This is a genomic window from Haladaptatus sp. AB618 (genome assembly GCF_024136965.1).
GTDB lineage: Archaea > Halobacteriota > Halobacteria > Halobacteriales > Haladaptataceae > Haladaptatus.
Genome location: NZ_JAMYJX010000005.1, coordinates 269931 through 294639, shown reverse-complemented (window position 1 = coordinate 294639; position 24709 = coordinate 269931). Strand labels below are relative to the sequence as shown.

General features: G+C 59.8%; 25 protein-coding genes and 1 pseudogene. 13 read left to right on the top strand and 13 right to left on the bottom strand.

Going from position 1 to position 24709, the window contains the following annotated elements:
* Positions 1 to 154: 154 nt before the first annotated feature.
* Positions 155 to 952, top strand: coding sequence for an SDR family oxidoreductase (locus tag NKF26_RS16625; RefSeq protein ID WP_253234619.1), 798 nt, complete (start codon positions 155 to 157; stop codon positions 950 to 952).
* 171 nt (positions 953 to 1123) lie between these two features.
* Here NKF26_RS16625 and NKF26_RS16620 read toward each other — a convergent pair whose 3' ends face one another.
* Positions 1124 to 2446 carry an MFS transporter gene (locus NKF26_RS16620; RefSeq protein ID WP_253227697.1) on the bottom strand — a complete coding sequence of 441 codons (1323 nt, stop codon included), beginning with the start codon at positions 2444 to 2446 and terminating at the stop codon, positions 1124 to 1126.
* A 130-nt stretch (positions 2447 to 2576) separates the two neighbouring features.
* Here NKF26_RS16620 and NKF26_RS16615 point away from each other — a divergent pair, with 130 nt between their 5' ends.
* Complete coding sequence (locus NKF26_RS16615; RefSeq protein WP_253234618.1) at positions 2577 to 3221, top strand: hypothetical protein; 645 nt, start codon at positions 2577 to 2579, stop codon at positions 3219 to 3221.
* 37 nt (positions 3222 to 3258) lie between these two features.
* Here the strand turns inward: NKF26_RS16615 and NKF26_RS16610 are convergent, their stop codons facing one another.
* The 6 genes from NKF26_RS16610 to NKF26_RS16585 form a co-directional block, all read right to left on the bottom strand.
* A complete protein-coding gene (locus NKF26_RS16610) occupies positions 3259 to 3657 on the bottom strand; it encodes a helix-turn-helix domain-containing protein (RefSeq protein WP_066148912.1) in 399 nt (132 codons plus the stop codon).
* 79 nt (positions 3658 to 3736) lie between these two features.
* A complete protein-coding gene (locus NKF26_RS16605) occupies positions 3737 to 4702 on the bottom strand; it encodes a TSUP family transporter (RefSeq protein ID WP_253227695.1) in 966 nt (321 codons plus the stop codon).
* A 2-nt stretch (positions 4703 to 4704) separates the two neighbouring features.
* Positions 4705 to 4845 carry a hypothetical protein gene (locus tag NKF26_RS16600; protein WP_253227794.1) on the bottom strand — a complete coding sequence of 47 codons (141 nt, stop codon included), beginning with the start codon at positions 4843 to 4845 and terminating at the stop codon, positions 4705 to 4707.
* Positions 4846 to 5249: 404 nt separating this feature from the next.
* Positions 5250 to 5720, bottom strand: coding sequence for a DUF6691 family protein (locus NKF26_RS16595; protein WP_253227694.1), 471 nt, complete (start codon positions 5718 to 5720; stop codon positions 5250 to 5252).
* Positions 5717 to 6196, bottom strand: a complete 480-nt coding sequence (locus tag NKF26_RS16590; protein WP_253227693.1) for a YeeE/YedE family protein — start codon at positions 6194 to 6196, stop codon at positions 5717 to 5719. The genes NKF26_RS16595 and NKF26_RS16590 overlap by 4 nt, the downstream gene beginning before the upstream one ends.
* 44 nt (positions 6197 to 6240) lie before the next feature.
* Positions 6241 to 7434, bottom strand: a complete 1194-nt coding sequence (locus tag NKF26_RS16585; protein WP_253227692.1) for an MBL fold metallo-hydrolase — start codon at positions 7432 to 7434, stop codon at positions 6241 to 6243.
* A gap of 209 nt (positions 7435 to 7643) precedes the next feature.
* On the opposite strand from NKF26_RS16585, the gene NKF26_RS16580 reads away from it, so the two are divergent.
* From NKF26_RS16580 to NKF26_RS16555, 6 genes and pseudogenes are all read left to right on the top strand, one after another.
* On the top strand, positions 7644 to 7901 hold the full coding sequence (locus tag NKF26_RS16580) for a sulfurtransferase TusA family protein (protein WP_253227691.1): 258 nt from the start codon (positions 7644 to 7646) through the stop codon (positions 7899 to 7901).
* Positions 7902 to 7904: 3 nt separating this feature from the next.
* On the top strand, positions 7905 to 8480 hold the full coding sequence (locus NKF26_RS16575) for a DsrE/DsrF/DrsH-like family protein (RefSeq protein WP_253227690.1): 576 nt from the start codon (positions 7905 to 7907) through the stop codon (positions 8478 to 8480).
* 267 nt (positions 8481 to 8747) lie between these two features.
* The gene (gene hflX / locus NKF26_RS16570; RefSeq protein ID WP_253227689.1) at positions 8748 to 10046 is read left to right on the top strand and encodes a GTPase HflX; all 1299 of its coding nucleotides are present in this window, start codon (positions 8748 to 8750) and stop codon (positions 10044 to 10046) included.
* Positions 10047 to 10219: 173 nt separating this feature from the next.
* Positions 10220 to 10831 (top strand): annotated as a pseudogene (locus NKF26_RS16565) (NADH-quinone oxidoreductase subunit B); the annotation flags it as partial.
* Positions 10828 to 12489 carry an NADH-quinone oxidoreductase subunit D gene (locus tag NKF26_RS16560; RefSeq protein ID WP_253227687.1) on the top strand — a complete coding sequence of 554 codons (1662 nt, stop codon included), beginning with the start codon at positions 10828 to 10830 and terminating at the stop codon, positions 12487 to 12489. The pseudogene NKF26_RS16565 and the gene NKF26_RS16560, both read left to right, overlap by 4 nt.
* Positions 12490 to 12543: 54 nt before the next feature.
* Positions 12544 to 12702, top strand: a complete 159-nt coding sequence (locus tag NKF26_RS16555) for a hypothetical protein (protein ID WP_190303877.1) — start codon at positions 12544 to 12546, stop codon at positions 12700 to 12702.
* A 59-nt stretch (positions 12703 to 12761) separates the two neighbouring features.
* On the opposite strand, the gene NKF26_RS16550 is transcribed toward NKF26_RS16555, so the two are convergent.
* The gene (locus tag NKF26_RS16550; RefSeq protein ID WP_253227686.1) at positions 12762 to 13736 is read right to left on the bottom strand and encodes a WD40 repeat domain-containing protein; all 975 of its coding nucleotides are present in this window, start codon (positions 13734 to 13736) and stop codon (positions 12762 to 12764) included.
* Positions 13737 to 13858: 122 nt separating this feature from the next.
* Positions 13859 to 15259, bottom strand: a complete 1401-nt coding sequence (locus tag NKF26_RS16545; RefSeq protein WP_253227685.1) for an aryl-sulfate sulfotransferase — start codon at positions 15257 to 15259, stop codon at positions 13859 to 13861.
* A 210-nt stretch (positions 15260 to 15469) separates the two neighbouring features.
* Between NKF26_RS16545 and NKF26_RS16540 the strand changes: the two genes are divergently transcribed.
* The 4 genes from NKF26_RS16540 to NKF26_RS24435 all read left to right on the top strand — a co-directional run bounded on the left by NKF26_RS16540 (position 15470) and on the right by NKF26_RS24435 (position 19234).
* On the top strand, positions 15470 to 16576 hold the full coding sequence (locus NKF26_RS16540) for a DUF1616 domain-containing protein (RefSeq protein ID WP_253227684.1): 1107 nt from the start codon (positions 15470 to 15472) through the stop codon (positions 16574 to 16576).
* Between the two features lie 99 nt (positions 16577 to 16675).
* Positions 16676 to 17599 carry an LTA synthase family protein gene (locus tag NKF26_RS16535; protein WP_253227683.1) on the top strand — a complete coding sequence of 308 codons (924 nt, stop codon included), beginning with the start codon at positions 16676 to 16678 and terminating at the stop codon, positions 17597 to 17599.
* Positions 17600 to 17605: 6 nt separating this feature from the next.
* Positions 17606 to 19051: a flippase gene (locus NKF26_RS16530; protein ID WP_253227682.1), complete on the top strand. Its 1446-nt coding sequence runs from the start codon at positions 17606 to 17608 to the stop codon at positions 19049 to 19051.
* 42 nt (positions 19052 to 19093) lie between these two features.
* Positions 19094 to 19234, top strand: a complete 141-nt coding sequence (locus tag NKF26_RS24435) for a HalOD1 output domain-containing protein (protein ID WP_369682157.1) — start codon at positions 19094 to 19096, stop codon at positions 19232 to 19234.
* Positions 19235 to 19333: 99 nt separating this feature from the next.
* On the opposite strand, the gene NKF26_RS16525 is transcribed toward NKF26_RS24435, so the two are convergent.
* Positions 19334 to 20167, bottom strand: coding sequence for a TrmB family transcriptional regulator (locus NKF26_RS16525; protein WP_253227681.1), 834 nt, complete (start codon positions 20165 to 20167; stop codon positions 19334 to 19336).
* A 943-nt stretch (positions 20168 to 21110) separates the two neighbouring features.
* Between NKF26_RS16525 and NKF26_RS16520 the strand changes: the two genes are divergently transcribed.
* On the top strand, positions 21111 to 21602 hold the full coding sequence (locus NKF26_RS16520; RefSeq protein WP_253227680.1) for an Lrp/AsnC family transcriptional regulator: 492 nt from the start codon (positions 21111 to 21113) through the stop codon (positions 21600 to 21602).
* Positions 21603 to 21733: 131 nt separating this feature from the next.
* Here the strand turns inward: NKF26_RS16520 and NKF26_RS16515 are convergent, their stop codons facing one another.
* The 3 genes from NKF26_RS16515 to NKF26_RS16505 all read right to left on the bottom strand — a co-directional run bounded on the left by NKF26_RS16515 (position 21734) and on the right by NKF26_RS16505 (position 24564).
* Positions 21734 to 22075 (bottom strand): transcriptional regulator, encoded by a 342-nt coding sequence (locus NKF26_RS16515; protein ID WP_253227679.1) that lies wholly within the window; start codon positions 22073 to 22075, stop codon positions 21734 to 21736.
* A gap of 309 nt (positions 22076 to 22384) precedes the next feature.
* Positions 22385 to 22723, bottom strand: a complete 339-nt coding sequence (locus NKF26_RS16510) for a transcriptional regulator (protein ID WP_253227678.1) — start codon at positions 22721 to 22723, stop codon at positions 22385 to 22387.
* A gap of 293 nt (positions 22724 to 23016) precedes the next feature.
* Positions 23017 to 24564 (bottom strand): hypothetical protein, encoded by a 1548-nt coding sequence (locus NKF26_RS16505; RefSeq protein WP_253227677.1) that lies wholly within the window; start codon positions 24562 to 24564, stop codon positions 23017 to 23019.
* Positions 24565 to 24709 lie beyond the last annotated feature (145 nt).

Sequence of the window (24709 nt, the reverse complement as noted above, 5' to 3'; positions counted from 1 at the left end):
GAGTACCGATTGCCGGTGCACCGATGGTCGGATTCGGAACGACGGCGCGCCGTCGTTCCGTCGTATCGTGTTCTATAATCACACACGAAAAGCGAGTATAATTTGGTACCCTTTCAGGGGAACGTATTTGCGACTCAACGCGAGAGTGGCGAGTATGAACCTCGGATACGACGGAACGCGGGCGTACGTGATGGCGGCGAGCAGCGGACTGGGACGCGCGGTGGCCGAAGCGCTCGTTCGGGAGGGCGCGAACGTCGTCGTCTCGTCCCGAGACGAGGAACGGCTCGAAACGGCCGCGGAGACGATTCGGGAGGCGACGAGTTGTGACGCCGACGCCATCGACTGGGTCGTCTGTGACCTCGCCAACGAGGACTCGGTTCGGAACGCGACCGAAACCGCCATCGAGCGCCTCGGTGGGCTCGACGTGCTCGTGACGAACCACGGCGGGCCATCGACGGCACCGTTTTCCGAAACGTCCCTGTCGGCATTCGACGAGGCCTATCAGGGTATCCTTCGGAGTACGATACTCACCTGCGAGACGGCGCTTCCGGCGCTCCGCGACGGCGGCGGTGCGATCACCAACCTCGTCGCCGCCTCCGCGCTGGAACCGTCCGCGAACGGCGTCCTCGGGAACGTCTTCCGACCGGGAATCTACGGTCTCTCGAAGGTACTCGCCGAGGAGTTCGGCGCGGACGGCGTGCGCGTGAACTGCGTCTCCCCGCGCGGCGTCATGTCCGACCGGATCCAGTACAAAATCGCACAACTGGCCGAGCGGGAGGGAATCAGCGAGGAGGCGGCGAAAGAGCGTCGCACGGACGAACTGCCGCTGTCCGACCTCGGAACGCCGGAGTCGTTCGCCCGCGCCGTCGCGTACATCTCCTCGCCCGCCGCCGAGTACATCACCGGCGCGACGCTGCCCGTCGATGGCGGTTGGCACCGACACGCCTTCTGAGTCGGCGTAGAATACGGGACAAAGGAGGCCGAGGAATACCGAGAGCGGACAAACCAGCCGAAGTTCGCTGGCTCGTCTCCAAACGACGATTCGATTCGTCCACGACATTCGGGAACGAGTGGCCGCGTGTTCGTATATAAAATTCGGGAATCGAGAATCGAATCGGGACGCTCAGTCTGCCGCTATCGGTCGGCCCTTGGCCTGAAACGTCGTCAGCAGGACGTAACCGATGGGGAGCATGAGGAGGCCGCCGAGGACGAACGGGAGCCAGTAAGCGACCGCCGCGTAGAGCGCGCCCGCCACGATCGGGCCGACGGCGCGGGCGATGCTGCCCGCGCTCTGGGTGAGGCCGAACGCACCGCCCTGCGTGTCCTCCGTCGCGCTCTTCGAGACGAGCGTGGTCAGCGAGACGTTCGCGAAGCCGTTACCCGCCGCGAGGGGCATGAGGATGAACAGCAGGACGAACAGCCCACCGGAAATCGGGCCGATGGAGGGGAAGTAGTTGCCGATGGCGTGGGAGAACGGGAGCGACGAGAGCGTGACGAGTTCGAGGCCGACGCCGACGAGCGCGAGCGTTCGCTCGCCGTAGCGATCCGTGAGTTTGCCGACGAGACCACCTTGCACGATGGCGATGACGACGCCGACGTAGGCGAGGACGAAGCCGTTCATCTCCGGGCCGAAGCCGTACTGCTGGTCGGTGAAGAGGACGAACATGCTCTCCATCGAGGAGAACGCCAGCGAGAGGAGGAAGAACGATGCGATGAGTCCGGCGAGTGCCGGGTTGGAGAACGACTTTGCGAGACGTTTGAGGCGTGATTCCCGGTCGTGTGATGGCGTTTCGTCGTCGGATTCCTCCTGCCGTTCGCGCGTTTCGGGGAGGACGACTGCGGCGACGACGAGATTCACGCCGCAGATGACGGCGGCGACGAAACTCGGGAGCGAGAACTGCGTTATCGGGACGAACGCGGGGAGGGACGTGCGGGCGAGCGAGAGCACGGCGTCGCTGGAGAAGATACCGCCGAGCGCCGGGCCGAACACGAAACCGAGACCGAACGCCGCGCCGATGAGACCCAGTCCCTTCGCCCGGTCCTCCGGCGGGGTGATGTCCGCGACGTACGCCTGTGCGGTGGCGATGTTGCCGCCCATCACGCCCGCGAGGATTCGGGCGGCGAACAGAAAGAGGAGGCTGTCCGCGACGCCGAACAACGTCCACGCGACGACGCTGCCGAACAGCGAGAGGAGGAGGATCGGTCGGCGGCCGCGTTCGTCGGAGAGACGGCCGAGCACGGGCGCGAAGAGGAACTGCATGAGGGAGTAGGATGCGAGCAGCAGGCCGACGACGAACTCGTTCGCCCCGAAATGTTCCGCGTACAGCGGGATGATGGGGATCAAAATCCCGAATCCGAGCAGGTCGACGAAGACGATGGCGAACACCGTCGCCAGAGCCTTGTTGAAGCCCCCGTCCGACCCGTCGGGTGAATCTTCGCTCGCCATCAGATCGCCCCCTCGAAAACCGTGTGTAGTATTCGCATCGTCACGTTGAGAAGCGCCATTGTCGGTGGTTGTTCCACACTCTTCAAATAGCTTCGGATAGAATCGGACGCTATATAATCCGATTTCGATTATGAAACCCGAAACAGACAGAGGTCGGGGGATACTCTCGCCCGCCGACCGAGCGTACTTGCTCGGCGAGGCGGCGATGGAACACGATCAGTCCAAGCGCAACGCGGAGGCGCGGATTCGCCAGCGAATCACGGACGCGATTCTCGACTTCCCGATACTCATCCACCACTTGAAGAAGAAGGACCGACGACAGGTGTTCGACCGAACGCTGGAGGACGACGGGTTCATGGACGGACTGACCGCCATGCTCTCGTTCGTCTACGTCGGGATGGAAGGGAGCGGGGCCGAGTTCTCCCACGCGCTGGAACCGGCCGTTCGAAAGGCGGAAGAGGCACACGCGGCCAAAATGCTCGGACAGGCGATGTCGGTGGACGTGCAGTTCGACGTCGAAACGACGGTACAAACCGCCGTGGACGACGTCACGGCGGCCATCGACGCAGGAAAACCCGTCACTCCCGCGGAGTTGTTTTCCGTCATGGTGGGAAGCGACGCTCTGGACGACGTGGACGAAGTCACCCTTCAGTTGAGCGAGGACGGAGAAGAGGGTGGCCTGCTGAAGGAGGACGAGTTCGTCGCACACGTCGCGGAGTATCTCGATGCCGACTTGCGAATGCTACCGTACAACCGAGTCAAAGTCGTCGTCTGACTGCCGAAAAACGAGAGACGAAGACGAAGACGAAAGATTAGACTGCCTGTTCGGGCTGTTCTATCTCGTCGTACTTGTCCTCGAATTCCTGAATCAGCTGCCCCATCTTCGCGTACCACTCGTTCAACATCCGCTGCATGTTGTGGCACACTTCGCCGGGGTCGGTCGGTTTGTAGACGTGATAGTAGCCACCCTGGTCGTAGTTGACCTGTTCCTTTTGGATGAATCCGGACTGAAGCAGTCGTTGGATGGAACGGTAGGCAGTCGAGCGTTCGCGGTCGATGCGGTCCGCGATGTCGTCGATGGTCAACGGGTCGTCGCTCCGTATCACGACTTGATAACACTGCTTGTCGAGTTCCTTGAGTCCGTGAATACACTCCAGCAGTCCTTCACACTCCATGTCTTGCTGGAGGTATTCGGCCATCGAGTTCGCCATTATCGAGTCGAAGTAGGTAATTCGCACGTATAAGGATTTTGCATGGTTCGTGCAAAACCACGTCCTGGAAACGTGCCATTCATTCGGCGGTCACCACCGTCTGCGATTTGCGGTTGCGCAGGGAGACGAGCGCGCTGTAAACGACCGCCGCGGCGACCAGCAGCGCGGATCCGAAGATGAGCACCAAGCTCACCTTGTCGAGGATTTGGATACCGAGCACATCCCCGATTCGGTTGCTCGCGACTGCGACGCTGCCCGCGAGGAGCATGGCCGCGAAGTACCCCTTGATGTCGTCCTCGTCGGTGAGACTCGTCGCGGCCGCGCCGATGCGTGCACCGAGAGCGCTTCCCGCCAACAGCGGCACGACGACGGCGAGTTCGACGGCCCCGTTCTGTGCGTAGGAGAACGCACCGAAACCGCCGGAGATGGTGATCTGGAGCACGTCGGTCCCGACGGCGACGACGGCAGGAACGCCGAGGACGTACACCATCGCGGGCATCAGGAGGAAACCGCCGCCGACACCGAGGAAACCGGACAGGATGCCGACGAACAGCGCGATGCCGAGCGTGAGCCAAATCGATATTTCCACACCCCCGCTGATGGAAACCATCGGCGGAATCTGGAGCACGTCGAAGCGGTCCGGGAGCGACGAATCACCCCCGCCGCCACGCGCGTCACGGAGAGTGAAGAGACCGACTGCGGCCAACAGGAAGACGTAGGCGATTCCCACGACCGCATCGGCGATACCGGTCGCTTCGAGCCACAACACGACTTGCTCCCCGACCTTGATGCCAGTCGTCATGCCGACGATGAACATCAGTGCGAGTTTGTAATCGACCTGTCCGAGGTTCCGGTGGCGGAGCGCCGCGATGACCGACGTACCGAAGACGAACGCCAATCCGCTTCCGACTGCGACTTTCGCCGGATAGCCGAACACCAACAGGGCAGGTGTGACGAGGAACGACCCTCCCATGCCGAAGAACCCGAACAGGATGCCGATGATCAGCCCGAAACCGATGAAGACGGCGATGATGAGTGGGTCCACGATTACTCACCCGTGAGCGCTTCGATCACGTTCGAACCGACCGACTGTACGACGACACCGTATCCTGCGTAGAGAACGACCGCTTCCCCGAGGACGAGGCCGACCGTTCCGGCCGCGTGGAATCCACTCAGTGCTTCGAACATCGTCATCGACCTCCGTTCCGTACTGACCGCGGTTGTGTATGGATCATACTTTTCTGCTCGCTACAGCCTACCCGCCGACGCCCCTTAATAGTTTTGTAAATATCATACAATACAATAACGGGAGAGCGAAACCGTCTCGCTAGCGTCTACCGGGGATCATCGGTTCAAGAACGCCGTTAACGAGTATTTTTTCTGTATCTCATCGAACCTGTTTGGATCATCCAGCGCCATCGTCCATATGGCTGTGTTCACATTGAGCAACATTGTACGTTCCACATCCCGTAGTCGTCGTTTTAGTACTTCCCGACAAGAACGACGACACAAAATGAGAACCACTATTCGAAGAACGGACGACGGCGGTTACTCGGATCAGTCAGTAGGGTACCGCGAGAAGGGAGCGTAGTTCAGTCCGCTTGTGACGGCGTCGAACGATCGCTCGCGCCGAGTTTCCGCCAGACGCCTTGTGCGTACGCGCCGAGGAACATCCCACCGATGGCGAAGAGGATGGGAAAGTTCCCGATCCCGAAACTGGCGTAGGCGGCACCCGGACAGATGCCGGAGATGCCCCAACCCGCGCCGAAGATGACGCCACCGACGATAACGTTCCGGTCGAACGATTTCAGCCTGCGGACGTAGGCCTTTCCGGTGAGCGGAGCCCGTCCCAACAGCCGAGTCGCGACCGCGAACGTCGTCCCGGTGACGACCGCCGCACCGCCCATGACGAACAGGAGACCGAAGTCCTGGAACTGCAAGAAGTGCAGTACGACCTCGGGTTGGGCCATGTGACTGAAGCCCAGCCCGAACCCGAACAGTAGGCCGCCCGCGACGATGAGGAGGGAGAACAGCAACCCTCCCTGGTCCGGTTTCGCGCTCATGGTACCACCTGTAGAGCTTGCATCAGTTGTGCGACGCCGATGGCCACCACCATGAACGTCGCCACGTTGACGATAGAAGTGAACGACGCTGAGCCGACGCCACAGACGCCGTGGCCGGACGTACAGCCCTTACCGAGTCGCGTGCCGACGCCGACGAGGAATCCGCCACCGAGGAGTCGCCACCACTGCACGTCGGTCGTCCAGATGTCACCGTGGAAGGTGAACTGATAGACGGCCGCTCCGCCGACCATTCCGAGCGTGAACAGCACACGCCAGTCACGGGAGGCAACGTATTTCGGTTTCTGAAAGCGCGGTACGTCGGAGACGTACGACAGCGTGGACTCCAGGAACGTACTCGCTCCGGCGATGATACCGGTGCCGAGGTAGATGACGGCGACGCCGAGGCCGATGAAAACGCCACCGATGGCGTAGCGACTCACGCCGTTCGGAAACAGTTCGTGGGGGAATAAGTCCATTAACGCAAATACTGGCAGTGGATGCATGGTTTTCTCCTGCCGCGTTAGTCGTCCGTAAGCGAACCCTTACTCGCGGCACAGTTGTTCGGCCCGAGTTCGAGCGCGAACGCCTCTTCATCGTCTGTGTGCTGTTGACCCAAGTTCGTTCCGATGATGTCCTCGTAGTTCGACGGGCGCGGCGGCATGTCCGAGAGGATGAACTCCACGAACTCCTCGCGGTCCATCGAGAGGACGTCCATCGACGCTCGGAGGTCGCCGACGGTCGCGGTGTACGTTCCGTCGTCCGCGGTCGTCGCCGCGTCGCTGAAGTGGGCGGGTGCGACGACCGTCCCGTCCGGGAGCGACAGGACCTTCTCCTGCAGCGTCTCGTGGAGCGTCCCTGCGGCCTCGGGAGCGCCGTCGTCACCCTCTTCGAGGTCGGGACGGGCCACGCTCTCGGTGAACAGGCCGTCGCCCGTGAAGAGCACATCGCCCACGCGGTAGGACGTCATGCCTGTCGTGTGACCCGGTGTGTGGATGACCTCGATTTCAGTCTCTCCCAACGGAAGTTCCTCGCCGTCCTCGACCGCCAGATAGGACTCCTCGTAGTCGATGCCACGGTTCTCGGCGGGCGCAGGGACCGCGACCTCGGCATCGCTCACGTCTCCGACGGAACGCACGCCGCTGACGTGGTCGGCGTGGACGTGCGTATCGATGGCGTAGCGGAGGTCCGCCCCGTATTCGTCGGCATCCACCACGTATTCGTCCGCGAACGCTCGAAGCGGGTCGATGACGGCGGCCTCGTCGTCCGAAACCACGAGATAGGACAGACAGCCACTCGACGGCCGCTGATACTGGACGACCGTCGCGTCCGTGGTGTCGTTCTCGATTTCCGTCCGTTCGAGGACGCGTGCCCATCCCTTCATCCCGTCTTCGAGGTGGTTCACGTCGTACTCCCGCTCGGCGAACAGTCCCGCGATATACTCGCTCGACCCGCCCTTCGCACAGAGGACGGTGACTTCCTCGTCCTCCGGAACGGGGTCGAAAAGCTCGTCGTCCGGATCGTCGGCGAGATATTCGAAGTAGGGAACGTTGATGGTTTCGACGTTCTCGTCGTCGATATGCCACTTCTCGTACTCGTCCGTCGCCCGAACGTCGAGGATCGTGACGGCGTCTCCCGCGTCGATACGCTCGTACAGTTCGTCCGGCGTTACAGACGCCACTTCGGCGTCCGGGTCTGGAAACGCTGATTCGCTCATTGTGTATCCACAGCTATCGCCTACAGATACAAAAACGTTCGTATAGTATTCCGAATTTCCCGCAATACCGAATTTGTCGTAACTGATTAATCGCGTGTAGGAGCGCACAATGTACAATAACTTATTATCGGTAGTGGATGGTCTCTACAATAATCAACACACTTTTAACGTCCTAACCGATATTGTCCGATACGTCCAATACACGAACCATGAGTACGAAATTCGATATCACGGAGACGCTCGACGTAATGGGAATGAACTGCCCGATGCCGGTCGTGAAGACCAAGCAGGCGACCGATTCGCTTTCGGAAGGGGAGGTCCTCGAAGTCGTAGCGACCGACTCGGGTAGCATGAGCGACTTGAAAGGATGGGCTGACACCACCGACGGCGTCGAACTCCTCGACCAGGCGGAGGGTGAAAAGGACGGCGAAGCGGTGTTCCGCCACTACGTTCGGAAGACGGAGTGACCCATGAGCACGGACACAACGACCGCTACCGACGACGGCATCGATGACGAAGCTGCTCTCGCCAACCGTATCGAGGAGTTGGAGGAGGAACTGGCCGACCTGAAGGAAGAAGTCGGCGGACAGAAGAAGATGACCATCATCGCCACGAAAGGCACGCTGGACATGGCCTACCCACCGCTCATCCTCGCCAGCACCGCCGCCGCGTTCGGCTGGGACGTCGTGGTCTTCCACACGTTCTGGGGGCTCGACATCCTCCATCAGGAGAAATCGAAGAACCTCAAACTCAGCGCGGTCGGCAACCCGAGCATGCCGATGCCGAACGCGCTCGCGGCGCTCCCCTACATGGATTCGATGGCGACGAAGATGATGGAGCGCAAGATCGAGGAGAACGGGACGGCGACCATCGAGGAGCTCATCGACGTGTCGATAGAGACCGGCGTCGAACTGCAGGCCTGTCAGATGACGATGGACCTGATGGACTACGACGAGTCCAAGCTCTACGACGGCGTCGTCTCGGGCGTCGGGGCCGCTACCGCCCTCGAACACATGGCCGATTCCGACGTGCAGTTGCTCATCTAGATCGGCCCCTCTCATCGCGGTTGCCTTTTTGTAGTGACACCGGTTACCACACTCTCGCAAGGTTTTTTGCGAAGATGCCCATTTCAGTGACCAAGGTCGAACCATGACCACCTCTCTCCTTCACTGACCGGATATCACGGGTCAGTTCGCCGTTTGCCCGTTCGTTACGTCAGCGTAACGACAGTCAGTGACCCGTTCCCCGGTCGGAATTCGAACCCGGAAGCGTAGAGCGGCGTCTTCGCCGAAGCACTGCGAAAGAATTCAGGCATGCAATCAGGTTCAGCAATCATCGCGAAACGAGTGGACGACGGACTTCCGAAAACGGACGAGATCAGCGCGCTCGCCGACGCGGCGGGCTACGAAGTGGTCGGGACGATAACCCAATCGCGGACGGAGGACTCGAACTATCAGTTCGGTCGCGGAAAGGCCGAGGAACTGGCGGGGCGGATCGACGATTCGGACGCCGATTCCGTGGTCTTCGACAACCCGCTCTCGCCACAACAGACGTTCGAAATCGGGGAGTTGTGTCCCGACGGAACCAGAATCATCGACAGATACCGTCTCGTCCTCGAAATCTTCGCCCAGCAGGCAGGAACGAAGGAAGCACAGCGACAGGTCAAACTCGCGGAGTTACGGTACGAACTGCCGCGCGTGCAGGCCGAAATCAGGTTGGAGAAGGAAGTCGCGAACGAGCGGCGGTCGCGGAACGGCCTCGGCGAGAAGGAGGACCGACGCGTCACCGACATCCGGGACCGGATCGAAACTATCGAAACGAAACTCGACAACCGCTCGGATATCGACGGACAGCGGCGCGAAAAGCGCCGCGACCAGGGGTTCTCCCTCGTCGCCCTCGCGGGGTACACGAACGCCGGGAAGTCCACGCTCCTGCGCAGACTGGCCGACGAGATGGAGGTCTCCCCCGAACGCCACGATGACCTCCACGAGAGCGCGGGCGTCGAGGACAGGTTGTTCAAGACGCTCGAAACGACGACGAGACGGGCCGAGATTCGCGGGCGGCGAACGCTCGTCACCGACACGGTCGGATTCATTCAGGACCTGCCCCACTGGTTGGTCGAATCGTTCGAGACGACGCTGACCGAGACGTACGAGGCGGACGTCGTCTGTCTCGTCGCCGACGTGAGCGACCCGGTAGCGGAACTACGCGAGAAACTGCGAACCTCACACGACCTCCTCGACGGCGAAGTCGATCGGGTCGTGACGGTACTGAACAAGGCGGACGAGCTTTCTTCCTCGGAAATCGACGCGCGACTCGAAGGCGTGGCCGACCTCGCGTCGAATCCCGTCGTGATCAGCGCCATCGAGGACGACGGAATCGATACTCTCGAAAAACGAATCGCCGACGAACTCCCGGCGTTGAACGAGGGGCGGATACGGCTTCCCAACACGGACGACGGCATGGCGCTGCTCTCGTGGCTCTACGACCGCGCTCGCGTCGAGGAGGTGTGCTACCCGTCGGGAGAGCGCGTCGTCGTGGAGTTCGCCGCCGTCCCGTCCGTGGCGAAACGAGCGACTTCGAAGGCTGACGCGATGGTAAGCCGAGGGTAACGGCCGAATATTCATACCGTTCCCGCCCGTATCTCGTTCGATGCCCACGACGGGCACGGGGACTGGGGACCATGAGTAGTGAAACACAGCCACCGAAACGACAGCAGGGGGCGTCAGAACGGGAATTCGTCGCCCCGACGAGTCGGGAACAGGGCAAGGAGGAACTGCCGGGGCGATTCGACTCGAAACTCCGGGACTCGCTCGGTACCTCGCCGTTCATTCTCACGAAGTTCGACAAGTTCATGAACTGGGTCAGGGGGTCATCGATGTTCATGCTCCAGTTCGGCATCGCCTGCTGTAGCATCGAGATGATGCACACCTACGCCGTGAAACACGATTTGGACCGTTTCGGGGCGGGGGTTCCGCGCGCCTCGCCGCGACAGGCCGACGTCATCATCGTGCCGGGAACCATCGTTTCGAAATTCGCGCCGCGGATGAAGCGCGTGTACGACCAGATGCCCGAACCGAAGTTCGTCGTCAGCATGGGGTCGTGTACCTGCTCGGGCGGGCCGTTCCAGCAGGGGTACAACGTCATCAAGGGCGCAGAGGAGGTCATCCCGGTTGACATTCACGTTCCCGGATGCCCGCCGCGACCCGAGGCGCTCATCTACGGAATCACCCATCTTCAGGAGCGAATCGCCAACGGCGAGGCGGCACCGGTCGTGGTCAAACCGTACGAACTGGAGCGATTCGGCGATTTGGAACCCGACGAGTTGGTGCGATCGCTCGCGGACGAAATCGACGAGGACACCCTCGTCATGCGCTACAACTGGGTGGAAGAATGAGTTCGCAGACGGAGGAGCGAGGACAAACGCGTCCGCAGGAGTTCGACCGCGACGAACTGGCGGAACTGCTCGGCAATCACGTGCTCTCCCGCGACGACCACCTGAACGCACCCGGGTTCGTGATTCGGCCGGACGAAGTGCAGGAAGTCCTGACCGTACTGCGGGACGAGGCCGGATTCGACCATCTCTCGTGTCTGACCGCCCAGCAGTACGAGGACCGCTACGAGAGCATCTACCACCTCAAGAAGTACGCGGACCCGACACAGGAGGTGAGCATCGTCGTTCCGACCACGACCGACGACCCCGTGAGCGAGACGGCGGAACCCGTCTTTCGGACGGCGGAGTGGCACGAACGCGAAGCCTTCGACCTCGTCGGAATCGAGTACGACGGCAACCCGGATTTGCGGCGGATTCTCCTCCCGCGGGGCTGGCAGGGCCACCCGCTCTCGCTCGACTACGATCAGTACAAGACCCAGATCGTCCCGTTCGAGAAGCACAAGAATCCCATCGCGAAGGACGAGTACGCGGACAACGCCGATACGCTGTTCATCAACATCGGGCCGCACCACCCGGCGACCCACGGCGTCCTCCACATCGAGACCGTCCTCGACGGCGAGCAGGTGATCGACGTGCACCCCGACATCGGCTACCTGCACCGCTGTGAGGAGCAGATGGCCCAAAACGGCACGTATCGCCACCAAATCATGCCGTATCCCGACCGTTGGGATTACACCGCGAACATGACCAACGAGTGGGCCTACGCGCGGGCCGCGGAGGACCTCGCGGACATCGACGTTCCGGAATACGCCCAAATCCTGCGGACGTTCGGCGTCGAACTCTCGCGCATGGCGGGTCACTTCCTCGCGCTCGGCACCTTCTCGCTCGACGTGTACGGCGACTTCACAGCCATCTTCCAGTACGCGTTCCGCGACCGCGAAATCGTTCAGAACGTCCTGGAGGATTTGACCGGTCAGCGCATGATGTTCAACTACTTCCGCCTCGGCGGCGTCATCTGGGACGTTCCGGAGCCACGGGAGGAGTTCTTCGACAAGACGCTTGACTTCGTCTACGGACTCCCGGCCGCGCTCGAAGAGTACCACGCCCTGCTCACGGAGAACGAACTCTTCCAACTGCGCTGTGTCGATACCGGCATCCTCGACCCGGAAGTCGCGAAACAGTACGGCGTGACGGGTCCCGTCGCCCGCGGGTCGGGAATCGACTACGACCTGCGCCGCGACGACCCGTACGGCTACTACGACCAACTCGACTGGAACGTCGTCACCGAGGACGGCTGTGACAACTACGCCCGCGTGTTGGTTCGATTACGCGAGGTCGAACAGTCCGCCAGAATCGTCGAGCAGTGCGTCGAACTGCTGGCCAACTGGCCCGAGGAGGAACGGACCTTGCAGTCGAACGTGCCGCGAACCCTGAAACCGCCGATGGACGCCGAAACGTATCGCGCGGTCGAAGGGGCGAAGGGCGAACTCGGCGTCTACATCCGCTCGGACAATACCGCCAAGCCCGCGCGGTTCAAAATTCGAAGTCCGTGTTTCCACAACCTCTCGGCGCTGCCGGAGATGGCCGAAGGGGAGTTCGTGCCGGACCTTATCGCCTCGCTCGGCAGCCTCGACATCGTGTTGGGCGAGGTGGACCGATAGGATACCCGAGGACACACCGAAGCACTCTTTCTTTTCGCCTCCGAGGTCCCGAATATGGCAAGCCTCAAACGCAGCCTCGCCTTGCTCGTCGCGCTCGTCGGCGTCGCGTTCGCCGTCCACTACGTCCTCTTCGGTTCGCTCCCGCTCGGCAAACCACAGATGCTCGAGGACGACGAAATCGACGAGATCGACTTCGAAACGGCGACGGAATAACCGCGATTTTCGGCCCGTTTTTCTTCCGCGAGCGTCCGAAACCGCGGACTCCAACACGTTCAGTCATCAGACCACGTCAGCGAGAGGTATCGCCCCCTGAGGCGTCCGGGCGTCGGCACCGATCCGACGACGTTCCAGCCGTCGGATTCACGCCGAAGGAGCGTCCCGCAGTGGGTCACGGCCAGCACGTCGCCATCGACCACGCACCAACCGATCGCAACCTCGTCCGGGGTCGGTGACGACACCGATTCCAGCGGTTCCCCGTCGTGACGCTCGAACAGCGCGTGACCGCCGTCGACCCACGACGGGGACGAACCGGGTGCGCCGCCCGCATAAAGGGTGCCGTCGTGGACGAACGCCTCGCGGAAATACCGCTGCTCGTGCTCGCCGTCCAACCGCGACCACGACCGTCCGGCATCAGTCGAGCGGTACAACCCACTGCCCGTCGAGGCGACGAGGGTCTCCGCGTCGGCCATGTGGAGGTGGTGGATGTCGTCCGTGTTCGGCGCGTCGTGGTCGATACACCGCTCCTGCCAACTCTCGCCGCCATCGTCGCTCACGTGTACGCCGCCGACTTCGACGCCCGCGACGAGTCGGGCGGGCGCGTCCGGGTGGGTACAGAGGCTTCGAACCTGCGCGAGTCCGTCGTGGCGCTCCAGTCCCCAGTCGAACCGCTCGCGCAACTCCCGAAAGCCGACGAACTCGTCCCAATCATCGGCTTCGGATGGGAGTTCGGATTCCACGTCAGCGACGAACAGGCGAGCGGGGCGCGTCCCGACGTATAGCCTGTCGCCGGATGGACTGGCGGTGATGGCGTACGCTTCCTCGTCCGGGAACGGAAGTTTCGTCCAGTCGCTCCCGTCCGGCGAGTGATACAGTCCGGATTTCGCGGCCGCGAAGGGGCCGGGAAGCGCGTCGAACCATTTCACTCGGAACACGCGTTCGGTGTCGAGCAGTTTTTCATCCGTCGTTTCACCCGGTTCGCGGACGCCGAAGATTCGATACACGCCGTCGTCGCTTCCTGCGATGAGCATACGAAAGAAATCCGTCAGGATAGGCTTAAACGCTCCCGAAAGCGCGTTTGTGTAGAATGGTTTTCAATTTCGAGCGTTGCCGACCGTACGGCTACAAGAGAAGAGGTGCCGCCGAAGGGAACTCAGCCCAGTCGGTACTTCAGCCCGTTCGAAATCCGTTTTCGCTGGTACACCAGTTCGCCGAGCAACCAGAGGACGAGGAGCAGGATGGCGAAGATGACGGCGATGAACGCGTACTCGCTCATCCAGATGGGGCGGATGAACGGCGTCACCTGGTCCCATCGCTCGCCGTAGTGGCGCATCGTGTCTTGCATCGACGTTCCGGCGAAAGCGTGGCCGAGGAAGACGGACATCCTGAGGCTCTTTCCGGTTCCGGGGTCGAGGTTCGCGCTGCCGGAGATTTGATAGGTGCCGGAGGCGTTCTGGTCGGCGATGGTCGGGCCGTTGGATTCGTCGCCGGTACCGATGCGCTCGGCGTCGTACGGAAGCCACGGCGCGTAGAACTCCCAGACGATCTTTCCTTCGGGAGTGACTTCGATGACGCGGTGGTCCGAGGAGTCCACGACGAGCGTGTTGCCGTTCGGGAGTCGGTCGGCGTCGCGCGGCCACGTCAGCGTGTCGGACGACCCGAGCGTCCACGTCCGGTTCCAGTCGTTCCCGTCCTTCTCGTACTCGACGATGCGGTTGTTCTCGGAGTCGGCGACGAGGAACGTCGGTTTGCCCGACTCGCTTTCGAGATAGTCGGGATTGTGCTGTTTGTTGAGGATGGAGGTGTTCCCGGGTTCACCGAGTTTCATCGTGACTTTCTTCGTCTTCCGGTCGATGACGAGGACTTGGTCCATGTTTCGCGGGTCCACCGCGAACTTACCCGGTGCGATCTGTTGGACGTTGTTGAGGTGCGTCCAGTCGCCGGTGAATTCGCCACCCTGGTTCTTGTCGTAGTAGTTGGTGAAATGCCACTGCCAGACGATCTTGTCCTTTTCGAGGCTGTAAACGTACACGCGGTCGTTGTTCTCCCCGGTGCTCGAATTGTAGTTGCGGAGGTTACCGACCAGCAGTTCCGTGCCGTTGTTGATGAGGTCGATGTCGTGGGTGTCCTTGATCGGAAGGGTTCGAGACCAGACTTTCTTCTTCGTCTCCGGATTCATCTCGTACACGACGGTTTTGCCGCGCTGTGTCGAGACGACGAGGAGGTTGCCGTTCGGAAGCGGATCGACGTCGTAGAACCACGATACCCCTTCCTTCGACCCGTTGTACACCCAGTTTATGTTGCCTTTGGGGCCGACGGAGACGAGCCGGGCAGGTTTCTTCCTGTTTCCTTCTCCCTGAAAATTGAACCCTTGAACGCTGATTATCGTCGTACCGTTCGCGGGTTGATCGATGGTTCCAGGTTTGAGGTTCGATACGCTCGGGTCGTACGTGATTGCGGAGACCACGGAGGGCGTAAGCAGGGCGACGACCACTAATAAGACGATCCCACGCGTGAGCCAAGCACGCGGTGGGAGTCGCTCCGTCAAGTCCATAACGTAATCATGTTGACGTACTGTTTGAGTATTTTGCGTTTCGTCTACCATCCTCGTCGGCTGATTTTTGGTGTTTCGATGACAGTATCAGATCTGACATGACGGCGAACGATCTTCGTCGTTCGATTGCCGAGAACAAGCCGTTACTCCATCCGGTGGACGAGTAGCGAGCAATGTCTTTTAAGCGAGCAGGTAGTCACGAACTCCCGAATGCCCCCTGACATCGACCTCCGGTTGCTCGTCCCCGCACCCGTTCGGCGCATTCCCGCCGACCTCGGGGTCGTCGTCTGCTTCGTTCTCGTGACCGGTCTCTCGGTTCTCCTCCCCGTCGTGCGCGACTGGCCGATTCGACTCCTCCTCGCGATGCCGTTCGTCCTGTTCGTTCCCGGGTACGTCGTCATCGCGGCGCTGTTTCCGGAGGGGAAATCGGCGGACCGGGAAAGTTCGGTGGGGCCGGAACGATCAGCAGAATCGGAACGACCGGCAGAATCCGAAGGAACGGCGGAAGTCGGGTCCACCGTCGAACGGGTTCGCTCCCGATTTGACGCCGGAATCGGCCTCCTCGACCGCTTCGCGCTCTCGTTCGGCGCGAGCATCGCAGTCGTCCCGCTGATCGGACTCGTGCTCGATTTCACCCCGTGGGGAATCAGACTGGTTCCCGTGGTCGTCGCAGTCGGCGGATTTACCCTCCTCACGACGGCCGTCGCAGTGGTTCGTCGGTGGAACGTCCCCGAAGCGGAGCGGTTTTCGGTTCCGTTCCGTCGATGGGGCGCGGCGATTCGAACGTCGTTCCTCCATCCGGAGACGCGCGTCGATGCGGCGTTGAACGTCGTCGTCGTGCTGTGTGTCCTGCTCGCCGTTGCGAGCGTCGGGTACGCGGTCACGGTTCCCAACGACGGGGAGAACGTCACCGAGTTCTATCTCCTCTCGCGGGCCGACAACGGCACCCTCACCGCTGGTGGGTATCCGACCGACCTCACGACGGAGGAGCGGAAATCGGTGTACGTCGGGGTGAAAAACCACGGGCACCAACGGAATCGGTACACCGTCGTCGTGCTCGTCCAACGGTTGGACACGAACGGGAACGGAAACGGAGCGAGCGTTCGGAACCAACGGGAACTAACCCGCGTTCACGCCGTCGTCGGCCCGAACGAAACGTGGCGAACCAAAACGACGCTCGACCCAGGGATGACGGGGGACCACCTTCGCGTCCAGTATTTGCTATACGAGGGACCCGTCCCGAACGAACCGTCCCAGCGGACGGCAGCACATGAACTTCACCTGTGGGTGAACGTTTCGAACGGTGGGAAATCGTGAGATGTCGGTCCCTGAAAATCGGTTCAGTATCGCGTTTCCGATGTCGAGGGGTGTAGAACGGACGACAGAGTTATGTGAGTATCCCTATACAAAATGACGATGCACACAGTAACTGCCGAGCGCGTATCCAAGGCTCTGCGGAACCCCTATCTACTGGCTCGGGAGACCAACAAACTCTATTACGGGACTTACAGGGACAACAGCGTCTACGGGACTGCCGTTCTGGACGAGGCGTGGGACAACCTGATACTGCTGGACGCCTGTCGGTACGACGTTTTCGAGGCGGAGAACACGCTTCCGGGCCGGTTGCACAAGCGACAGTCGAAGGCGAGCAGCACCGTCGGGTTTCTCGAACACAACTTCGATGGGAGACGGGTCCACGATACCGTCTACGTGACCGCCAACCCACAGCTAACGCGAAAGTCCGACGACCTCGACGCGGATTTTCACTCGGTCATCAACGTCTGGGAGAGCGACTGGGACGAGGAGGTCGGGTCGGTGACACCCGAGGCGATGGCGAAACGCGCACTGGAGGCGAACGACGAGTTTCCGAACAAACGGCTGATACTCCACTTCCTGCAACCACACCTCCCGTTCATCGGCAAGTTCGGGCGGTCGCAGTTCGGATCCGGGTTCGGCTCCGGATTCTGGACGAAGGTGAAGGAGGGCGACGTTTCGATTTCGGAGGAACGACTGTACGCCGCGTACCGCGAAAACCTGCAAATCGCACTTCCGAGCGTTGGGTCCCTCCTGGAGGAACTACCCGGACGGACGGTCGTCACGGCGGACCACGGACAGGCGTTCGGCGAACGCTCCTTCCCGCTCCCCATCAAGGAGTACGGTCACCCACGGGAGACGTACATGCCATGCTTGACGGAAGTCCCGTGGTTGGTGTTCGATTCGGACGAGGAAAAGCGGGTCACGGCTGAACCGCCGGTAGAATCGGAGCACGAAATCGATAACGAGCGATCGACGTCGGCGGAAGTCGAATCGCGATTGGAGCAACTCGGTTACAAACTCTGATCGCCGATGAAGGGGAGTTTCACGGAGAAGATCTCCGTCACCTTCGTCGGGGGGATCGTGGGGCGGTTCACGCAGTATCTCGTCTACATCCTGATTTCGCGCACCTTGGGGGCGGCGGCGCTCGGCGTGTTTAGCTTCGGCTACGTGCTGTTGAACTTCACCTCCATCGTCTCGCGGTTGGGGTTGGACAACGCGGCGAAGAAGTTCATCCCGAAGTACTCCGACCGGGACGAGAAGATCCGCGGGATAATCATCATCTGTCTGTTGATCCCGGTCGTCTCCGGAACCCTCCTCTCGTCCGGCGTGTACGTCATCTACGACGCCCTGAACGGCGTCCTCCACGTCAACGTGGATCGAACCGCGCTCCTGTTCCTGCTCGGGGTTCCGGCCTTCTCGGCGCTGACGGTGGCGATGGCCGCCACGCTCGGCTTCAAGGAGACCAAATACTCGGTGTACGCCAAGGACTTCATCCAAGGCGGGTCGGCGGCCGTCCTCATCGCCGTCGCGGTGTACTTCCGCGACGATATTCGGGTAGTCATCCTCGCCTACGTCGTCTCGGTCGTGTTAGGGTTGGCGTACGCGATTGCCGTGTTGGCCCGGAAGAGTGGCATGTACGACTCGCTCGCGTACGACGTTCAGTTCCGCGAGGTGTTTCTCTACTCGATTCCGGTGATGTTCACCGCCGTCTCGCAGTATCTCGTCTCGTGGACGGACATCCTGATGCTCGGAATCCTCAAGGACAGCGCCGCCGTCGGGTACTATCAGGTGGCGTTTCAGACCGTCGCGATCCTCGGTTTCGTCATGTTCGGCGTGAACTCCCTCTTCCCGTCCGTCGCCGCGGACCTCTATCACACGGACCGACTCGACGAACTGCGGAGCACCTACCAGATCGTCACGAAATGGATCACGTATCTGACCGTCGTCGGGTTCCTGTTCATCGTCATCAAATCCGACGAGATACTGCGCCTCTTCGGGTCCTCGTTCGTCCGGAGTCAGCAGGCGCTCGTCATCCTCGGCATCGCGTTCATCGTCGCGGGCGTCGTCGGCCCGACGGGGTATCTCCTGAGCATGACCGGCTACGAGCGGGTGGAATTGGTCAACAACGTCCTCATCGCTCTGCTGAACATCGGCCTGAACTACGTCCTCATCACCCGATTCGGCATCGTCGGCGCGGCGGTGTCCACCTCGATCTCGTTGGCCGTGCTGAACACCCTCCGGGTGATCGAGAGTTGGGTGTTCCTCGACATCGCGCCAGACCCGTCCACCTACTACAAAGGGGTCGTCCCCATCGTCGCCGCCATCGTCGTCCTCGAACTGGTGTCGGGAACGCTCTCCGGCCACCTCGCCGACCTCGTCGTCAGCGGCCTCGGCTACACCGCGACGTTCGCGGTGTTGATGTACTACCTCGGCGTCGAGAAGCGTGATCGGAAACTGTTGCAACCGATGCAGTAGGGACGTCGAAAGTGGATTACGGGACATGGAAAGTGGATTCCCGTGAAATCGGCGACCCTCGATGGAGTTCTTGCCACACACTCGACACGAACCCGCAACTCGGCTACTTCGATCTCATTTACCTACACTAACTATACCGTGACTGCCGATAGTACTGGTACCGTTCACGTTGCTCCCGTCTAACGCACCATCCAGCCTCACAGCACACTCCCGCCGCTGAAAAGAACTGTCATTCAATTGAATTCTCCTGCGGGAATAGTTCTACTGATCCACGCACCGAAACTATTCGCCGTCCACTCCAGGATCTTCGATCGGCCGCAATCCCGTCGCCATCAATCGTCGAGCGATCACAACCAGTCCGTTATCAAACCCCCGTCCAAAGACGGCCTGCTCGGATTCGATTCCATCCGTTGGCCGCTCATGTGCAGTACTCACGAGGATCGTGGCTCGGTCAATGAGCACCAATCGAGTGATGGTTGTCTCATCCTCGATATCCAGCGATGAACTATCCAACCACTCCAAGCCGGAGTGAAACACCGTTGCTCCGGGAACTGCCGTAGTCACCCGATCCCGGAGGGTATCGGTTAGTGTTCCCACTACCACATCAACACCTCTCGCTTGAGCCGCTTGCAGTTGCTCACCTAAGTGATGAGTAAGAATCTCATCGCGCCCAATAATCAGAACGATCTCCTCCGTGGCCTCATCGATAAGCTGACCAGTCCGATTTGCAATGGGGGTCGTTCCTGACAGCGCCCATACGTCGTGGGTGACTTCTTCGTCACCATTCGGTTCGACTGGTTCTATCGCAGTCAGCGTCTCCGCAAGCGTGGTAGTTCGCGACTCGTACTCTTGGCGCAGTGTCTCGGTTGCCTCTTCGACTGGTACCGCTCGATACTGCCGTGGGTTCGAGTTTTGTATCTCGACCAAGCCCTTGGCTTCGAGCACTTTGATTGCATCATATACGCGCGTTCGTGGCACGTCGGAAATATCGCTGAGCTCTTTGGCTGTCGCTTTGGATACGCGTGAGAGTGCGACGAGACAGCGTGCTTCGTACTCTTTGAGCCCGAGCTGTTGGAGCAATTCAACTGCATGTTGTTGATTCGATCGTTCATTCATGGGTCCCAACCATCTGCCCAGGAGTTCTGGGGCTGTTCAGACCGTTCTGTCGTCGCCCGTAAGTCAGTTGTTGTCTCACCCCCCGAGCGTCCTCGACAGAGTGATACTTCATCAGTAGACATTCTCTGTCCAGACGTATCAAAGACACTTTTCTATCTACTGTCATACTGCTGAATTACCAAAAAAATTCCGCTATTCACCCAGATAACACAGTAGATATATCGTTATTGCGCAATATAGGGAGGGTAAATCTGCTAATTTAGCAGTCGTCACGGAATCGCCACGGATCGAACCTCCGCCGTTCGTATCGATTTGTGATTCAATACACAACTGTCTTCGCTAAATAGTATCTGACGATGTCCAAGTCTGACTGTATCGCACACGTTGTACCCATCTGACAAAACATCATTAACTCAAATAATCACAGTAGGACTATACGCGCTGAGCATGTAGCTCGAAATGGTACGGAGTTCGATTAGGGTCCCAACCAATCACTGCTCCGTACCAAGGCTGCCACCTTTGTGGCAGCTTCTCACCCGCGCTAATCAGGTGGTTTATCGGAAGACTCACACAGAATTAGTCGGCGAGGGCTGTGAACAGCGGTTTGGTCTCGTCGAACTGTGGCCCTTCGTTTCCGCATCGATTTCCTGCCCCCCAGAATCATCCAACTCGTCCGCGGCGACATCGCTATCGCTCGCGTGTGATCATCACCATTTGCTTACCTGAATACAGGCAAGAAGCCCCGTCCTCAAGGACGAGCACCGCGAGCGAATAGGGAGGAGAGACAGCGTTCACGAGAGCTTTGCTCTCGTCAACGCCTGGGGAGAGACTGACACCCCGGATACCGTTGAGTCTGCAAAGCGCGTCATCGAAGCAATCGCTGTCCAGGATTCACCCAGATTTTCACATATCTTCTTTAGGCATCCATGATCTATCTTGAGATATGAGTCGAGGACTCGACAACGTTGACCGTGGCATCCTGTATCATCTCCAGCGTGATGCACGCAACACAACCACCCAAGAGATCGCCGAAACAGTTGGTACCTCGGCGAGTACGGTCCGTAATCGCATCGAAGCACTCGAAGAGGACGGGATCATCAAGGGCTATCATCCCGAAATCAATTACGAGGCGGCGAACCTTCCCCTCCGGATCCAATTTATCTGCACGGCTCCGCCAACCGAGCGGGCCGAGTACGTCGAGGAGATTCTTGAGATACAGGGTGTGATCGACGTTCGTGAGATGCTGGTCGGACGCCAGAATATTTACGTCGAGGCAGTCGGGACGAGTACCAAAGATATCACGCGCATCACGGATGTGTTGCACGACATGGGACTCACGGTCGAATCGGCCGAGATGTTGCGAAAGCACTACATCCAACCGTTCAATCACTTCCATTTCAGAGAGGATGCTACCGAGGACACATCTGAGAGCTAGACGAAATTTCGATCGACGCGTCAGTATTCTACCGTCTCTCGGTTCGCTAGCAGTCCCGCTAGAATGCCGTCGTCCTCACTGAGACGAAGAGGAATTCGTGGTCATCTCTACCAGACTCGAAGGGTTGCAGATTAAGGCCAATCGTAGGGTAACTCGTCCGCATGATCGCTCATCAGTGTGAGCAGTGGAGCAATCTCGTCAATGTTGGGTCCACGACGGATCACCCCTGTGTCCGGGTCCCAGTCGAGATAGCCCGCATCCGCCAATTTGGGTAGATGCGTGTGGTGGAGTTGTGTTTTCAGCGACTCTACCTCCGCATCATCCATCTCGTCAGTTGTAATCTTGTCTGGGGTAAACTCGTCTTCATCACGAGGATTCTGATTCAGGACTGCGATCAGAATACGACGGCGACGTGAGTCACCCAGTATGCCGAGCATGACGTCGAGTGATGCTGATGTGGTTGCGTGTGACATTGGTTTCTGGCCTGTGTTGCGGACGTACGGACTCTATGCGTTTCGCGTGACGACCCACGCGAAAGAACCATACAACCCTGCATGGCCGGTAACCCCGGTTCAAACGACCCCTCACTGAGTGGGGTACAAACGCTGAGTCTTTGTTGCTGTTTCCGTAAGTCATATCCACAGATGGAGGGGAATAAGGCTGTTGTAACCCAGATACTCAACCTCAGGGTTGTACAAAGGGAAGGGATAGTACTACCGAACTAACCCCCGATTTCGCCGTTAGTAGACTAAATTATCGGATGGTCAACTATGAAACGGAGATTACGGCCAGCCATCGGGTAACTCATCCGGATGATTCAGCATCAACGTGAGTAACGGCGCAACTTCATCGAAGTTCGGCCCTCGACGAATTGTTTCGGTGTCGGGATTCCACTCGATATACCCCGCGTCTGCTAGCATGGGAAGATGTCTATGGTGCAATTCCGCTTTCAGCTGTTCGACTTCGCCATCAGTCGTATCATCCGGGTCGTCTAAGTTTGATGCAAACTCGTCTTCGTCGCGTGGATTATGATCGAGGATTTCCAAGAGGATGTGGCGGCGGTGCGACGAACGCAAGGCATCAAACAGCGTATCAATTGGCGTGTTAGTAGATGCGTTCATTATGAGTTCCTATCCGTGCAGCGCAGACAGTCTGCTATATTACGTTTCGTGTTCCAACCACGCGAAGAGAACTGGGAACAGCTGCACGATCGGTAGAACCCGGTTCAAGCGGCCCCTTCATCATCAGGGAGCAAACGCATTTGAGTGTGACTTCGCATTAATACGGTTCGTTCGACAATCAAAAGAAGGTGTGGTTGAATAGTGAAGGAGTCGAAGTCGTCGAAATTGATCAATGAGACTGCAAGAATGCCACAAGATCAATCACGTTCTCACCCCGCCCGTGACCTGTCCCGTCACGCCGTTCGGTTCGTGCTGTAGTAGATCGTCGTTTCCTCGGCTTGGTAGACCTTATCCACGTGCTCGTTGGCCTGAATCCGCGCTTTCGACCGTCGCCACGATTCGAGGTTGACCCAGTTTTTCAGCGCCAGCCAGTTCCATTCGTAGTTGATGGCGTAGTAGCCCGCCGGGAGCGCGGACCCGTTTCGGAGCGCGCCGACGTTCGCGATGGATATCTTCTGTATCGACGCGCCGTTCTTCGCCGGTTGTGGCGTGTTCTCCTCCATGTACAGTTGCAGGAGATACTTCGTGACGACGCTCGACCGTATCTCCGAGACGTTGGCGTACTGCATCGCCCACACAGAGGTGGCGTCGAAGTCCTCGTAGCCGTCGGTTCGGTTGATGGTGTGGTGTTGCTCGTTGGCGACGAAGAACGCCGGTTGCGTGACGAGCAACACGGCGAGCGCCAGCGCGCTCCACTTTCGAAGGCTCACTCGCGGTAGCTTCGGCAGTTTCGGGAACGACCGATCACTGAGCCGCCAGAAGTAGGCGATACAGAGCACCGCTGGCGGATGTAGCCACGCGACTGCGGGGTGACCCATGGCGAATCGGATGAAGATGAATCCTCCGATGCCGACGAGGAACGAGTGAATGAGAATGCTGTCCTCGCGCGGTTCGTCCCGCACGACGTGGTAGTAGAACATCGAGACGAAGAACAACAGCGAGAGTCCGATGACGACGTACTTCGCCAGCGCGATGTACGTCACCTCCGGCGGTTGCGAGAAGTACAGCGAGCCCGCGAGCTGTTTCGATTGCTCGTCGGATTTGAACCACTCCAATAGCAGTTTGTCGAAGCTGGAAATCGACGGCCCCGCCCCCAGAAACACCGGGAGGAATCGCAGATAGACGAAGTTGAGAAAGCCGAACTCGACGACGAGCAGGACGGGAACGACCTTCTCGATGCGCCGTTTCACCGTCGCGCGCTCGACGTCGTCGTCCAGTATCCGGTGTGTCGCCCAGAGCGCCACGAGGGTCATGAGGACGATGGCGGTTCGGTCGTAGGAGACGAACACCAACGTCGCCCCCGCCAGCAGTCCGACCGGATACAGTCGCTTCGTCGGCCGCTCGATCTCGATGAACAGCAGGAGGAGAATCGTGAATTCGAGCAGGGCACCGATGCCGTGCGGCCAGTAGAACGTCTTGCTCGTTCCGTTGAGCGACGCGAGAAACTGCACCAACACCAGCACGCCGGCGACGACGTAACTGCCCGAGACGCGCTTGATGAGGGCATAGTAGAGGGCGATGTACGGGAAGATGGTCAGCGGCGTGTACAGCAAGGGCGTCGCTTTCGTTCCCCACAGCAGGGTCATGATCGACCCGAGCGAGTAGAATCCCGAGAGGTAGACGTCCCGTCCCGCGATGTGGCCCGTCTCCACGATTTGCTGGACCCGAGCGACGTGCTGTGGCGCGAACGAGTCGATGGAGATGATGTGGGCGAACAGGGGGAAGGCGATAGCGAGGGAGACACAACTGATGGCGACTTTCAGTCGCCGCCCGTTTTGCATACCGCCCGTACTCCGTACGTATCGATAAAACCCCGTTTCTATTACATATCTGTTCGGGAAAATCCAGCGTCACACAGTGGGATATCTATTCCATCCCTTCTACTCCCGCATAGATGTCGTCCAGTTTTCGGGCCATGGCGGTCGC